14 protein-coding genes and 1 pseudogene are annotated in these 14,453 nt (G+C 64.5%); 12 read left to right on the top strand and 3 right to left on the bottom strand.

All coding sequences use genetic code 11. The annotated features are described in order from the left end of the window. Positions 1 to 268: 268 nt before the first annotated feature. On the top strand, positions 269 to 448 hold the full coding sequence (locus tag LC062_RS14005) for a hypothetical protein (protein WP_224911649.1): 180 nt from the start codon (positions 269 to 271) through the stop codon (positions 446 to 448). An 18-nt stretch (positions 449 to 466) separates the two neighbouring features. Here the strand turns inward: LC062_RS14005 and LC062_RS14000 are convergent. Then, positions 467 to 1,440, bottom strand: a pseudogene (locus tag LC062_RS14000) (integrase core domain-containing protein). A gap of 381 nt (positions 1,441 to 1,821) precedes the next feature. Continuing rightward, positions 1,822 to 2,169, bottom strand: coding sequence for an ankyrin repeat domain-containing protein (locus tag LC062_RS13995; RefSeq protein WP_224911648.1), 348 nt, complete (start codon positions 2,167 to 2,169; stop codon positions 1,822 to 1,824). 240 nt (positions 2,170 to 2,409) lie between these two features. Between LC062_RS13995 and LC062_RS13990 the strand changes: the two genes are divergently transcribed. Then, positions 2,410 to 3,114, top strand: coding sequence for a GntR family transcriptional regulator (locus LC062_RS13990; protein ID WP_224911647.1), 705 nt, complete (start codon positions 2,410 to 2,412; stop codon positions 3,112 to 3,114). Positions 3,115 to 3,305: 191 nt separating this feature from the next. Further along, the gene (locus LC062_RS13985; protein ID WP_224911646.1) at positions 3,306 to 4,268 is read left to right on the top strand and encodes a dihydrodipicolinate synthase family protein; all 963 of its coding nucleotides are present in this window, start codon (positions 3,306 to 3,308) and stop codon (positions 4,266 to 4,268) included. A gap of 61 nt (positions 4,269 to 4,329) precedes the next feature. On the opposite strand, the gene LC062_RS13980 is transcribed toward LC062_RS13985, so the two are convergent. Further along, a complete protein-coding gene (locus LC062_RS13980; protein ID WP_224911645.1) occupies positions 4,330 to 5,358 on the bottom strand; it encodes an Ldh family oxidoreductase in 1,029 nt (342 codons plus the stop codon). A 150-nt stretch (positions 5,359 to 5,508) separates the two neighbouring features. Between LC062_RS13980 and LC062_RS13975 the strand changes: the two genes are divergently transcribed. The 9 genes from LC062_RS13975 (at position 5,509) to LC062_RS13935 (ending at position 14,453) form a co-directional block, all read left to right on the top strand. Beyond that, complete coding sequence (locus tag LC062_RS13975) at positions 5,509 to 7,026, top strand: aldehyde dehydrogenase (NADP(+)) (protein ID WP_224911644.1); 1,518 nt, start codon at positions 5,509 to 5,511, stop codon at positions 7,024 to 7,026. 235 nt (positions 7,027 to 7,261) lie between these two features. Further along, positions 7,262 to 8,323, top strand: a complete 1,062-nt coding sequence (dctP, locus tag LC062_RS13970) for a TRAP transporter substrate-binding protein DctP (RefSeq protein ID WP_224911643.1) — start codon at positions 7,262 to 7,264, stop codon at positions 8,321 to 8,323. 16 nt (positions 8,324 to 8,339) lie between these two features. Continuing rightward, entirely contained in the window at positions 8,340 to 8,861 is a 522-nt protein-coding gene (locus tag LC062_RS13965) for a TRAP transporter small permease subunit (RefSeq protein WP_224911642.1), read from the top strand. Between the two features lies 1 nt (position 8,862). Continuing rightward, positions 8,863 to 10,176: a TRAP transporter large permease gene (locus LC062_RS13960; RefSeq protein ID WP_224911641.1), complete on the top strand. Its 1,314-nt coding sequence runs from the start codon at positions 8,863 to 8,865 to the stop codon at positions 10,174 to 10,176. 134 nt (positions 10,177 to 10,310) lie between these two features. Beyond that, positions 10,311 to 11,120, top strand: a complete 810-nt coding sequence (locus tag LC062_RS13955; RefSeq protein ID WP_224911640.1) for an ABC transporter substrate-binding protein — start codon at positions 10,311 to 10,313, stop codon at positions 11,118 to 11,120. 60 nt (positions 11,121 to 11,180) lie between these two features. After that, positions 11,181 to 11,846, top strand: a complete 666-nt coding sequence (locus LC062_RS13950; RefSeq protein WP_224911639.1) for an amino acid ABC transporter permease — start codon at positions 11,181 to 11,183, stop codon at positions 11,844 to 11,846. 12 nt (positions 11,847 to 11,858) lie between these two features. Then, a complete protein-coding gene (locus tag LC062_RS13945; protein ID WP_224911638.1) occupies positions 11,859 to 12,512 on the top strand; it encodes an amino acid ABC transporter permease in 654 nt (217 codons plus the stop codon). Next, on the top strand, positions 12,505 to 13,227 hold the full coding sequence (locus LC062_RS13940; RefSeq protein ID WP_181761922.1) for an amino acid ABC transporter ATP-binding protein: 723 nt from the start codon (positions 12,505 to 12,507) through the stop codon (positions 13,225 to 13,227). Before LC062_RS13945 ends, LC062_RS13940 begins: the two co-directional genes overlap by 8 nt. Further along, positions 13,227 to 14,453 (top strand): NAD(P)/FAD-dependent oxidoreductase, encoded by a 1,227-nt coding sequence (locus tag LC062_RS13935; RefSeq protein ID WP_224911660.1) that lies wholly within the window; start codon positions 13,227 to 13,229, stop codon positions 14,451 to 14,453. The genes LC062_RS13940 and LC062_RS13935 overlap by 1 nt, the downstream gene beginning before the upstream one ends.

The following is a 14,453-nucleotide window of genomic DNA, read 5'->3' as shown; positions in this document are numbered from 1 at the left end:
AGCCCGGTAGCTCGTCAGGCTCATAACCTGAAGGTCGCAGGTTCAAATCCTGCCCCCGCAACCAAAATCACAAAAAACCTCCGCAGGCCTCGCCGCGGAGGTTTTTGCGTTCAGGCGCCCCATTCCCTAGAAATCAGGCCGTGCGCCGGGATGAGCCACGGCGGCCAAAAAGCCCGCGGCAGGTCATGCGCCCGCGAGGTCTTGCGCTGTGGTGGCCAGTTTGAGCAATCTATCGGTGCAGAGGCTTATCGCTACCGTGGGGGGCTTGATGACAGGCTGCGACGATCGCAACTCCTTCAATATCCTGGCCTACCGTCGCGAGGGCGGAGAGGGCTGGCACATCGAAGAAACCTGGGCCGATCTGGATACCTTCAAGGCAAATCGAGGGAATATCGGAATGCCGTGCGCGGAGGTGCGTTTTGTCGGGACGGTTTGGCGGCTTGGCTAAGGTGGATCGGGTTGGATTTTACGCCGCCAATTGCTCCTTCATCTGCGCGATATCATAAATCTCGTCGTGTGTGCTGCCGCCGAAGGTCGAGTGCGGACGTCGCCGGTTGTAATAGTCTATCCAGGAGCCGATGCCATGGCGGGCTTCTCTTCCGGTCTCGAAGGCGTTGTGGAAGACGCATTCGTATTTGAGGCTGCGCCACAGCCGCTCAATGAAGACATTGTCCATCCAGCGGCCGCGCCCGTCCATGGAGATGCGGATCCCGGTCCCCATCGTGTTCCACAGCCGCCAGGTAGAGGAAGCCGCGCCGCATCGGGAGGTAGGTCACGTCGGCACACCAGACCTGATCCGGCGGCTCGATCGCCAGATGTCGCAGCAGGTAGGGATAGATGCGGTGCTGCGGATGCGGCTCGCTGGTCTTCGGCGCCTGGTAGATCGGTGACAGGCCGATCTTGCGTATCAGCCGTCGGAGACGCTTGCGGCCGACGCACCAGCCCTGGCGTCGCAGATGCCGCACCGTCTGGCGCGACCCATGCCAGAGCGTTTCCATGAAGGTCTCGTCGAGGACGCGCATCGGTGCGAGGTTCTCAGGGCTCTCGCCGGCGGGCTCTCGATAGAACGAGGCCCGCGAGATCGAGACCAGTTCGCACTAGCGGCGGATCGCGAGCCGCGGGTGATCGGGATCAATCATCATTCTCCTGCGATCCAGGCTCAGCGATCGAAGGCTTGGCCAGAAAATCCCGCTCGACGATGAGACGACCGATCTTGGCATGCAGCTTTGTCACTTCGGCTTCCCGGCTGACCTGCGCATCGCAAGTCTTGTCGTCGAACGCCTTGGCCAGATTCTCGATGGCCTGACGTTTCCACTGCGTGATCTGTTTGGGATGAAGCTGGTGCTTCGTGGCCAACTCCGAAATCGTCCGCTCGCCGCGGATGGCCTGAAGCGCGACCTCGGCTTTGAACGCGGCGGTGAACCGGCTGTGTGTCTTCATGCTGGATCGTTCTTTCCATCGGAAGGATCCAGCCTTAGCCAAGCCGCCAAACTGTCTCACAAGGTGGGACCCCTCAGATGGCCGATGGCAGGTCAGGCGCTGCGCCCACCAAACAAGGTTTCGCGGGCGGCAACGCTGACGTCGCGGGTCTCCACCACATACAGGCAGGCGATGACCGCTGCGTCGCAAAGTCGATGTGTCCGGCCGCGGCGAGCTTCCTCGCGTCGGAGGTGACCAAAGAGCCCGGGCAAAGGACGACCGGTGGCCGGCCGTTGCCCAAGGCGAGGTAGGGCACGTCAGGCGAATGTCAGAAGAACCCTGCGGCGGACGGATATGGCGTTGGCCACGCAGTTCACGCGCAGGCGGCCTGTTGGTGCCTGATCAGGGACGGAGCTCCTTTGCGCCGTGATCGGTCAACATTTTGGCGATCTCGTCGTTGCCATTGGCCTTGGCTCGGACGAGCGGTGAATAGCCTTCCGCATCCCGTGCGTTGACGTCGGCGCCATTGTCGAGAAGGAACTTGGCGACCTCGGTATTGCCGACCATGCTGGCCAGATGCAGGGGCGTGTAGCCGTCGACCTTGGCCGTGATCAGCGTGGGATCGTTCTGCATTGCCTGAATGGCCTGGTCGTTCTTGCCGGACCAGATCAGGTCGTTCAGGGCGCTGTCTGCAGCTAGAGCAGGACCGGAAAGGCCGAGGATGACCAGGACTGCCGCGATAAGTCTCATTGTCGTCTCCAGTGTAAGTGAGCGGCGCATCCTATTGCCCTTCGACGTCTGGTGGAAATGCAACAAGCTGCTTTCCACCGGTTGATTGGTCCCGGGGCGGCGCGGCGATGCTTCAGGCCAAGCAGGCTGAGGATGCGCGCGGTGCATTGCCACTGTCGGGCGCGCGCGACGATTGAATCCCTTGACGATTGAACGCTGGACGACCAAACAGTATTTTTCTTGTGTGCAAAAGGAACGGATATGTCCGACATCGCCACGCGCAAACCCAAGGAGCGCAAGCGCGGCTCCGGCGTGCAGTTCGTCTATAATGTGCTGCGTGACGAGATCCTGGATCTGGCGCTGGCGCCGGGAAGCCCGATCGACGAGATCCAGCTGGCCGAGCGGCTGTCGATGTCGCGCACACCCATTCGCGAGGCCCTTGTGCGGCTGGCGGCAGAGGGGCTGGTCACCACCTTGCCCAATCGCTCCACCGTGGTGGCGAATATCGACTTTCTGAACTTGCACACGTTTTTCGATGCGATCACCTTGATGTACCGCGTCACCACCCGGCTGGCGGCGCTGCATCACCAGCCGGGCGATCTTGTGGTGATCCGGGCGCGCCAGGCGGAATTCGCCAAGGCGGTCGAGGATCAGGACGCGCTGGCGATGATCGCCACCAACCGCGAGTTCCATGCAGCCATCGCCGCCGCGGCGCGCAATCCTTATTACGAGGGTCTGTTCCTGCGTCTTCTCGATGAGGGGCGCCGGCTGCTGCGCCTCTATTATTCGGCGTTCAACGACCGGCTGCCGCAGCAATATGTCATCGAGCATGAAGACATGATCACCGCGATCGCCGAGCGCGATGTCGAGAAGGCGGACAAGCTCGCCAGCGAACATGCCGATCAGATTGTCTCGCAGATCCGCAACATGATCGCCCGCGACAACCGGCAGAAAATCGCGCTCTAACAGGGCTCCGGCCTGACGCATCCTCCCGGTCCGGGCGCCTGTTTGGGTGCCGGACGGGGCGGGAACATGGCTGCACGGAATTTATGTCGACAAAAAAAATACAAATGATATTTTATTGGTGACCCGTTCGGAATGAAGGTGCGGACGAACGGTGCGCGCCGCACGAAATTACGCATGCCAAGGAGACCAGCATGAGCAATGATATTTTCACGGGCTGTATTCCTGCCCTGATGACCCCCTGCAAGGCCGACCGGAGCCCGGATTTCGATGCGCTGGTGCGCAAGGGCAAGGAGTTGATCGCGGCCGGCATGAGCGCGGTCGTCTACTGCGGGTCGATGGGCGACTGGCCACTGTTGACCGACGAGCAGCGCATGGAAGGCGTCGCACGGCTGGTGCAGGCCGGTGTTCCGGTGATTGTCGGAACCGGCGCGGTGAACACGGCCAAGGCGGTGGCCCATGCCGCCCATGCGGCCGAGGTTGGTGCGCATGGCCTGATGGTGATCCCGCGGGTTCTGTCGCGCGGCACCTCGGTCGCCGCCCAGCGCAATCATTTCAAGGCAATCCTTGCAGCGGCGCCCGATCTGCCGGCGGTGATCTACAACAGCCCCTACTATGGCTTTGCCACCCGGGCCGACCTGTTCTTCTCCTTGCGTGCGGAACACCCCAATCTGGTGGGCTTCAAGGAGTTCGGCGGGGCCGACGATCTGCGCTATGCGGCGGAAACCATCACCAGCGGCGATGAAGCGATCAAGCTGATGATCGGGGTGGACACCACGGTCTATCACGGGTTCGTCAACTGCGGCGCCACCGGTGCCATCACCGGCATTGGCAACGTGATCCCGAAGGAGGTGCTGCACCTTGTTGCCTTGAGCAAGGCGGCGGCCGCAGGCGATGCCGATGCACGTCAGCGCGCTGCTGAGCTCGATGCGGCGCTGCATGTGCTGTCGTCCTTCGACGAGGGCGCCGACCTTGTGCTTTACTACAAGTACATGATGGTTCTGAACGGCGACGAGGAATACCGCCTGCATTTCAATGAGACCGACGCGCTGTCCGACAGCCAGCGCGGCTATGTGGAGGCGCAGTATCGTCTGTTCCGCACCTGGTATGCGGACTGGAGCAAGTTGCCCGGCGCGGTGGCGAAATACGCCGCCTGAGGTTTCAGGTAGAGCCCTCCCGGTTCTCCGGGAGGGCTTTTTTCTTTTCGAAAGGGGCGGTTCAGACCGCCTCCAGTCTCAGGTCGCGCAGCCGGTGAAGCAGCGCCATTTCCTCGGCGCTGAGCCGGATGCCCTCGCTGCGTGCCCGGGCGCGAGCGGAGAAACGGCGCTGGGAGGGAAGGCGCGCGCCCTGGCCAAGCAATGCCTCGAACAGCGTTTCGGCGCGGGCCATCGGATCGCCCGCGCGTCCTTGCGAAAAACGGGCAGGGTCGAAGGCGAGGATCAGCTCGCCATGAGCCGGCACCAGCGTGGTGGTGCCCAGCGCCTCAAGCGCTTCGGGACTGGTCAGGTCGCCGATCATCACCCCGGCCAGCAGTTCAATCATCATCGAGATTGCCGATCCCTTGTGCCCGCCGAAGGGCAGCATCGCGCCGGCGAGAGCGGCCTCCGGGTCGGTGGTCGGCGCGCCGCTGCCGTCGATGGCCCAGCCTTCGGGCAGTCTGGTGCCGGCGCGGCGGTGCAACTCGATCTCGCCGCGTGCTGCGACGCTGGTGGCGAAGTCGAACACATAGGGCTCGGCGTTGCGGCGTGGCCAGCCAAAGGCGAAGGGATTGGTGCCCAGCAGGGGCGCGCTGCCGCCCGCCGGGGCGACGCTTGCGTAGCTCGGGCACATGGCCATGGCCGCAAGCCCCTGGTCCGTCAGGACCTCGATCTCGGGCCAGAGGGCGGAAAAATGGGTGCAGTCATTGATGACAAGCGCGGCCAGACCCAGCGCGCGGGCCTTTTCCGCCAGCACCGGAGCGGCCAGCTCGAACGCGGCGCAGGAAAAGCCACCCTTTGCGTCGACACGCAGGATCGCGCTGTCGTCGCGCGTCAGCTTCGGCTGTGCATCGGCGACGACCTTGCCGGCCTTGAGCGTGCGCAGGCACCCCTCGATCCGGTAGATGCCATGGGATTTGCAGGCATCGCGCTCGCCGGCGACGATCACCCGCGTCAGTGCATCGGCATGCAGGGGGGCGAGGCCCGCCTTGCGCAGGATTTCCCCGACGAGCCGCTCGAGCTCATCGAGGGTTAGCGTGGTCTCGCTCATGAAACGTCCTTTCGGTGTGCAAATGGGTTGCATTCTTGCATACATAATGTATGCAGTTAACGATGGATGCAAGCGGCGGAATGGCAACGTCCCGTGCCGTGCGACTGCGCCGCCAATGGCCTGGAACCCACAGCAAGAAGGAGGGGATACATGCCCTTCACTCCCCATGGAAACCACCTGATCGCGGGCGAATGGATCGCCAGCGGCGAGACCTTCGAATCCGCTCCGGCCAGTGGCCCCGCGCACCGCTTCAGCGTCGGCACGGTGGAGCTTGTGGATCGCGCGGTGCGGGCGGCCGAGGCAGCCTTCGAGACCTATGCGAACTCTTCGCGGGAAGACCGCGCCGCCTTTCTCGAAACCATTGCCGATGAGATTGAGGCTCGCGGTGCCCAGATCACCGAGATCGGCACCCAGGAAAGCGGTCTCCCTGCCGCGCGCCTGGAAGGAGAGCGTGGCCGCACCGCCGGTCAGCTTCGCCTGTTCGCCGCGCATATCCGCAAGGGCGAGTATCTCGACCGGCGGCATGACGTGGCGCTGCCGGACCGTCAGCCGCTGCCGCGCCCCGATCTGGTGATGGTGCAGCGGCCGATCGGGCCGGTTGCTGTCTTCGGCGCGTCGAACTTTCCGCTGGCCTTTTCCACCGCCGGCGGCGATACGGCGGCGGCGCTGGCAGCGGGCTGCCCGGTGGTGGTCAAGGGGCATTCGGCCCATCCCGGCACGGGCGAGATCGTTGCTGAGGCAATCAAGGCGGCGGCCGTGAAATGCGGCATGCCGGCCGGTGTCTTTTCGCTCATTCAGGGCGGCGATCGCAGCGTCGGACAGGCGCTGGTGCAGCATCCGCTGATCAAGGCTGTGGGCTTTACCGGAAGTCTGGCCGGCGGCCGGGCGCTGTTCGATCTGTGCGCCGCCCGGCCGGAGCCGATCCCCTTCTTCGGCGAGCTGGGCTCGGTCAACCCGATGTTCCTGATGCCGCAGGCGGCAGGGGCACGGGGGGCGGAGATCGGTCGTGGCTGGGCCGGGTCCCTGACCATGGGCGCGGGGCAATTCTGCACCAATCCGGGCATTGCCGTTGTCATCGACGGCAAGGAGGCTGATGCGTTCGTTGCTGCCGCTGCCGAGGCTCTGGCGCAGGTCGAGGCTCAGGTGATGCTGACCGACGGGATCGCCGGCGCGTTCTGCGACGGGCGCGAGCGGATCGCGCAAAGCGGCGCGGTGCGTCCGGTGACCGTTGCCAGTGCAGAAGGCCGTGCCGCCGCGCCGGCCCTTTTCGAGACCTCGGCTGCCGAGTTCGGCGAAAATCCGCTCCTGCATCAGGAGGTCTTCGGGCCGCTGGGGCTGGTCGTGCGGGTAAAATCGGCGGAAGAGGTCATGGACATCGCCCGGGGGCTGGAGGGGCAGCTCACGGTGACGCTGCACATGGATGACGAGGATACCGAAGCGACGAAGGTGCTGCTGCCGGTTCTGGAACGCAAGGCCGGCCGGCTGCTGGTCAACGGCTTTCCCACCGGGGTCGAGGTTGCCGATGCGATGGTGCATGGCGGCCCCTATCCGGCCAGCACGAATTTTGGCGCGACCAGTGTCGGCACCTTGTCGATCCGGCGGTTCCTTCGCCCGGTCTGCTACCAGAACATGCCCGCAGTGCTGCTTCCCGAGGACGCGCGCGGCTGACATCGGCGATCGCGGTTTGCCCCGGTCTGATCGCGGCGCGCAGGATCCTGCGCGCCGCGTTTTCGTTTGGCGATGCTGAGGCGCCTGCCGCAGGGCAAGGGGAGGGTGTGTGAAGTGTTGTCGAGATTTGAATATTTTTTTTGTCGACACAGAGAATAGAGTTTGTATAAATCTTGAGCGCAAAAATGGGCGACGCTCAGGCGGTGCCTTCAGGAACATCAGAGGAGGAGTTGATATGTTTCTTGGTCTCAAGCGGCTGGCGCTGGCCGGCGCGGTGGCACTTGTCGCCACGGGTGCGCAGGCCCAGGACGTGACCTGGCGGGTGCCGACCTCGGTGCCGGAAGGCTCGCCCTTTTACGTGAATTTTCTTGAGCGGTTTGCCAGCAATGTGGATCTTCTGACCGATGGGGCCGTCGAGATCCAGCCGTTCGGCGCGGGTATTCTGGTGCCGGCGCTGCAGGTCTATGACGGGGTCAAGGACGGCATTGTCGAGGCGGGCCATTCCACGCCGAGCTACCTGGTCAACCAGGATCCGGTGAACGCAATTTTCGCCGGCTTTCCCGGCGGCATGGGGCCAGAGGCCTATTCGACCTGGATCTTCCAGGGGGGCGGCAAGGAGAAGCTGGCCGAACTTCGCGCCGAGGAAGGGCTGAAGTCGCTGGTCGTCGGCATCGGATCGTCCGAGATCATGGCTCATGCCAACAAGCCGATCACCAAGGCTGAGGATCTCAAGGGGCTGAAATACCGCACCTCCGGTCCCTGGGCGGAAGTGATGCGCGATTACTTCGGCGCGGTTCCGACCGTCGTGCCGCCGGGAGAAATCTACACGCTGCTGGAGCGCAAGGGCGTCGACGCGATCGAGTGGGGCCCGCCCTCGGGCAACCTGCCGGAAGGCTTCCACGAGGCCGCGCCTTACATCGTCGTGCCGGGCGTGCACCAGCCGACCTTCCTGTGGGAAGTGGTCGTCAAGCAGGAGACCTGGGACGCGCTGGATGAGGCGGTCCGGGCCAAGATCGAGGCCGCGGCCGAGCTCACCACCCTGCAATCGCTGGCCCATTTCTACGACCAGGACATGAAGGCGATGGCGACCTTGCGCGCCAGCAAGGCCGAGGTGATCGAGCTTGAGCCGGCGTTCCAGAAGCAACTGACCGATGCCGGCCGGGACTGGATCCAGAAGACCGCCGAAACGCAGAAGGCCGAGGGCAAGCCGCGGATGGCCGAAATCCTCGACGAGTATCTTGCCTATGAGGATCGCTGGGCGGAGCAAAGTGGCTATCTGATCCGCAACTCCAAGTAAGAGGCTGGAGGCGATCATGAAAAGCATTCTCCTTACCGTCGCGGATCGTATCTCCTCGGGGTTGAATGCCATCGCGCAGGCGATGGTGCTGATCCTGATCGCCTCCATGCTCTACGAAGTGGTGGCGCGCTATGTGTTTGGCGCGCCAACCCTCTGGGCGTTCGATGTCGCCTATATGAGCACGGGTGTTCTGTTCGTCCTGGGCGCGGCGCAGGCGCTGCGCGAGGACGCCCATGTGCGGATCGACTTCCTGTCCGCGTTGCTGCCGGCGCGGGTGCGCGGCGCGATCGACGGCCTGGCCTTTCTCGCGGTGCTCTGTCCCATCTTCACCTGGCTGGCGGTGATTGCCGGCCAGCGCGCCTGGCGCGCCTTTCTGACCGGCGAGGTCGAGCATGTCAGTCCCTGGGCGCCGTTGATGTGGCCCTTCTACAGCGCCCTGGCGATCGGGCTCGCGGCGCTGGCGCTGCAGATCCTGGCCGAGGGCTTGCGCGCCCTGGCGGCTCCGCGCAACGACGACAGCTTCAAGATCGAGGCCTGACATGCTGATCGCAGGATTGATGTTTCCCGCGCTGTTCGTGTTGATCCTGCTGGGATTGCCGATCGCGTTTTCGCTGGTGATCGTGGCGGTGGGGGCCGGGCTCGGCGCCTTTGGTCCCGTTGCCTTCAACCAGCTCTACGGCTCCTTCTACTCCGCCTCGACCAATTTCATCCTGTCGGCGATCCCGATGTTCATCCTGATGGGCGCGCTGCTGGAGCGCTCGGGCATCGCCGAGCGCCTGTTTCGCGTCATGAACCTGTGGCTGTCGCGGCTGCCCGGCGGGCTGGCGCTGGCCACCATCGCCATGGGGGCGATCTTCGCCGCCGCCGCCGGTGTGGTCGGCGCGGTCGAGGTGATGATCGGCATGATGGCGATCCCGGCGATGCAGAGGGCGCGCTACGGCAACCCGCTGATTGCTGGCACCATCTGCGCCGGCGGATCGTTGGGAACGATGATCCCGCCTTCGGTGATCGCGGTGATGTATGCCTCGCTGGCGCAGATGTCGGTGGGCAAGCTCTTGGCCGGCATGATGCTGCCCGGCCTGCTGATGGTGGGGTTGTTCCTTGCCTATATCTTCATTCACGGGCTCCTGTATCCGGCCCGGCCCGAGCCTGGCGAGGAGGCCGAGGCGTCTGTGGGTCTGGGCGAAAAGCTGTGGCTGACCGCGACGGTGATGCTGCCGGTGGTGCTCCTGATCGTCGCCGTGCTGGGGTCGATCCTCGCCGGCGTGGCCTCGCCGACCGAGGCGGCGGCAGTGGGGGCGGCGGGCGCGCTGGCGCTGTGCATCCTCAACGGACGGTTCTCGGTGGAGATGCTGCGCTCGTCGCTGGCGATCACCGTGCGGATCTCGGCGATGATCCTGTTGATCGTTGCTGCCGGGACCATGTTCATGGGCGCGTTCGCGGCCAATGGCGGTGCGCGGCTCATCCGCGATGTGATCGATGGGGCGGGGCTCGGCACCACCGGCATGATCGTCTTCTTCCTGGCGGTGGTGTTCATCCTCGGCTTCGTGCTGGACTGGACGGCCAACGTGTTGATCTGCGTGCCGCTTTTCACTCCGTTCATCCGCTCGGCCGGGGTCGATCCGGTGTGGTTCGCCACCCTGGTGATCATCGTGATCCAGACCGGCTATCTGACGCCGCCGATGGCCTCCTCGATCTTCTATCTGAAATCGATCGCGCCGCCGGGAATGACCTATGGACAGATGTGTCGCGGCGTGTTGCCCTTTATCGTGTTGCAGGTGGTGACCCTGGCCCTGGTGGCGAGCTTTCCGGCGCTGTCCACCTGGCTGCCCGAGAGGATCGTCGGGTTCTGACGCCGGCTATGTGAATTTTTTGCGTCGGCGATAAGTATACAAATTGTATTTTGAATGAGTTTGTGATTGCCTGAACTGGTTTCCGGCGCACCGCGCTGCCGTGTGCCGGAAACCTTGGAACCTGGGAGAGAGACATGAACTTCAAGACCGTTGCAGGTGGCCTGATCGCTGCCACCCTCGTTGCCGGTACGGCGCAGGCCGACAAGCTGGACGACATCATCGCCTCGGGCACGCTGCGCTGCGCGGTGGTGCTCGATTTCCCGCCGATGGGATCGCGCGATGAGAACAACGAGCCGATCGGCTTCGATGTCGATTACTGCAGGGATCTGGCGAAGGTTCTCGGAGTGGAGGCCGAGATCGTCGAAACGCCGTTCCCCGATCGTATTCCCGCGCTGGTCTCGGGCCGTGCGGACGTCGGTGTGGCGTCCACCTCGGACACGCTGGAGCGGGCCAAGACGGCCGGCTTCACCATTCCCTACTTCGCGTTCACCAATGTGGTGCTGACCAAGGAAGGCACGGGGGCCGACAGCTACGAATCGCTGAAAGGGCGCACGGTGGGCTCGGTTGCCGGCACCTATGAGGCGATTGCCCTGGAGAAGGACATCAAGGCGTGGGGCGAGGGCGGCAGCTTCCGTCCCTACCAGTCGCAGGCCGATGTGTTCCTCGCCCTGTCCCAGGGGCAGATCGACGCCACCGTCGTCACCTCGACCGTTGCCTCGTCCATTGTCGACAGCGGTCGCTACGAGGGGCTGACCATCGGCGGCGACGCGCCCTATCTGCCTGACTATGTGTCGCTGATCGCCCTGCGCAGCGAGTACGGCCTGCTGAACTATCTCGACCTGTTCATCAATCAGCAGGTCCGCACCGGCCGCTACCAGGAGCTCTACGAGAAGTGGGTCGGCGGCGCCGCACCGGATCTGACCGTCAACAAGGTCTACCGCTGATCCGGGAAAAGGGGGGGCAGCTGCCCCCCCGCCCAACGCGAGCCGATAGCGGGGCGCAGGATGTTTGAATACACCTTTCAATGGCGGCAGGCCTTTCGTGCGCTGCCGCAGATGCTGGACGGCGCGCTGGTCACGATGCAGATCGCCGTTCTGTCGATGGTGATCGGCGTAACCATCGCCGTGTTGCTGGCGGTGGCACGAAATGCCCATTCGCCCTGGCTGCGATGGCCGGCGACGGCCTGGGTCGAGGTGGCGCGCAACACCCCGGCGCTGTTCCAGATCTACATGGCGCATTTCGGTCTGGGATCCTTCGGGATCTACCTCAGCCCCTATGTGGCGCTCCTGGCCGGGATCACCTTCAACAACGCCGGGTACCTATGCGAGACCTTTCGCGGGGCCTTGCGGGCGATCCCCGCGACCCAGGTGCGCGCCGGCCGCTCGCTGGGCATGGGGCAGGTGATGGCGTTTCGCCTGATCGTCCTGCCGCAGATGTTCCGCATCGCCTTCCTGCCGACCACCAACCAGATGGTCTGGGCAATCCTGATGACCTCGCTCGGCGTCACCGTGGGCATGAGCACGGATCTGACCGGGGTGACGCAGGACCTCAATGCGCGCACCTTCCGGACCTTCGAGCTCTTCGCTCTGGCGGGCGCGCTCTACTACTGCATCGCCAAGGCGGTGATGTTTGCCGCGCGGCTCGCCGCCTGGCGTTTGTTCCGGTACTGAGGGGGAGAGGCGATGTTTGATACCGCTTTGAGTTTCAACGACCTTCTGTTCCTCCTCAAGGGGGCCGGAGTGACGCTGTCGGTCACCGCCTTCGCGGTGGTGGGCGGCACGGTGCTGGGCCTTTTGTTCGGCGTCCTGCGCAGCCATGTCAGCCCCTGGGCGGTGCTGCCGCTCACCTTCGTGCTGGATGTGTTCCGGTCGGTGCCGCTGCTGATCCAGCTGATCCTGGCCAACGCCTCTCAGGCGATTGCCGGCTTGCAGTTCTCCCCCTTTGTCACCTCCTGCATCGTGCTGGCGCTCTACACCTCGGCCTATTGCACGGAGATCGTGCGCGGCGCCATCGAGGCGGTGCCGCCGGTGACGCGCCGGGCGGCGCGGTCGCTGGGGCTGACCTGGGGGCAGGACATGACGCAGATCGTCTTTCCGATGGCACTGCGCGTCGGCCTGCCGAGCTGGATCGGCCTGACCCTTGGGGTAATGAAGGACAGCGCGCTGGTCCTGTGGCTGGGCATCATCGAGCTGCTGCGTGCCAGCCAGATCCTCGTGACGCGCCTGCAGGAGCCGATGTTCATCCTGCTGATTGCCGGCGCGATCTATTTCGCCCTGAGTTTTCCCATCGCACGGCTTGGCGGTCGGCTGGAGAAAAGGTGGCAAGAGAATGATTGAGATCGAAAACGTGCACAAATCCTTCGGAGCTCTGGAAGTTCTGAAGGGCATCAACCTGACCGTCGACAAGGGCGAGGTGGTGTCGGTGATCGGTGGCTCGGGCTCGGGCAAGTCGACCCTCCTGACCTGCATCAACGGGCTGGAGCCGATCAACAGCGGCCGCATCCTCGTCGATGGCATCGAGGTCCATGCCAAGACCACCGATCTGAACAAGCTGCGTCGCAAGATCGGCATCGTGTTCCAGCAGTTCAATGCCTTTCCGCATCTGACCGTTCTTGAGAACGTGACGCTGGCACCGCGCAAGGTGAAGGGCTTGTCGCGGCAAGAGGCGGAAGAGATCGCCGTCAAGCATCTCACCCATGTGGGGCTTGCCGAAAAGCTGAATGTCTATCCCGGCCGGCTGTCGGGCGGTCAGCAGCAGCGCATGGCGATTGCCCGCGCCCTTGCCATGTCGCCCGACTACATGCTGTTCGACGAGGTGACCTCCGCGCTCGATCCGCAGCTTGTGGGCGAGGTTCTGGACACGCTGAAGATGCTGGCCGACGAAGGCATGACCATGATCTGCGTCACCCATGAGATGAGCTTTGCCCGGGACGTGTCGAACCGGGTCGCGTTCTTCCACAAGGGGGTGATGGCCGAGATCGGTCCCCCTGAGCAGATCTTCGGCAATGCGCAGCATGAAGAGACGCGGAAATTCCTGTCGAGTGTCCGGTGATGGCACCGCGGGAGGTGATTGTCGTCGGTGCCGGGGTTGTCGGTCTGTCCGCGGCGCTGGAGGCGCAGGCGCGAGGTCTGTCCGTGCGGGTGATCGACCGGGAGGGGCCGGCGGCCGGCGCTTCGGCGGGAAACGCGGGGGCCTTCGCCTTTTCCGACATCCTGCCGCTGGCCTCGCCGCGGATCATCCGGCAGGCGCCGAAATGGCTGCTCGACCCGCTTGGGCCGCTCAGCATCCGTCCGGCCTACGCCTTGCGCATCCTGCCCTGGATGTGGCGCTTCTGGCGGGCGAGCTGGCCGGCGCAGGTGCGCGCCTCGACGGCGGCGCAGACCGAAATGATGCGCGTCTCGCAGGCATCGCTCGAACCGTTCCTCGATCGGGCCGGGCTTGCCGACATGCTGCGCCGCGACGGCCAGCTGCAAGTCTATGAGGGCGAGCGGGAGTTCCGTGCCTCGCTGCCCGGCTGGCAGGCGCGTGAGGAAGAAGGCATCGCCTTCCGCCACCTGAAGGGGGAGGAGATCGCCGCTTATCAGCCGGGTCTGTCGCCGCGCTTTACCCATGCCACCTTCACTCCCGGCTGGCAGTCGATTGCCGATCCCAAGGACTATACGCTGGCGCTGGCCGAAAGGTTCCGTGCCGGGGGCGGCGAGATCGAGATCGCCGAGGTCGAGGCTCTGGTGCCGGGCGGGGTGAAGACGAGCGCCGGCGAGAGAGCCGGTCAGGTCGTTCTGGCGGCGGGCGCCTATTCGCATCGTCTGGCGCGCACCGCCGGGGTGCGCATCCCGCTTGAGACCGAACGAGGCTACAACACCACCTTGCCCGCTGGCGCCTTCGATCTGCGCATGCAGGTGACTTTTGGCGGTCATGGGTTCGTCATTTCGCGGCTGAGCTCGGGGCTGCGGGTGGGCGGCGCGGTGGAACTGGGCGGACTGGAGCTGCCGCCGAACTATGCCCGCGCCGACGCCATGCTGAAGAAGGCAGCCGAGTTCCTGCCCGGGCTCGACATTTCCGGCGGGACGCAGTGGATGGGGTTCCGCCCCTCGCTGCCGGACACGTTGCCGGCCATCGGCCCCTTGCCCGGTCGGCCGGATGTGATCTGCGCCTTCGGTCATGGCCATCTGGGCCTGACCCAATCGACCGGCACGGCGGCCCTCGTTGCCGATCTGTTGACCGGGCAGGCACCCGCCATTGACCTGGCGCCGTTTTCTCCGGGGCGGTTTTCCTGA

The organism is Stappia indica (assembly GCF_020177335.1).
Taxonomy (GTDB): Bacteria; Pseudomonadota; Alphaproteobacteria; order Rhizobiales; family Stappiaceae; genus Stappia; species Stappia indica_B.
The sequence above is the reverse complement of the archived record's forward strand: the minus strand, read 5'-3'. Positions and strand labels throughout refer to the sequence as shown.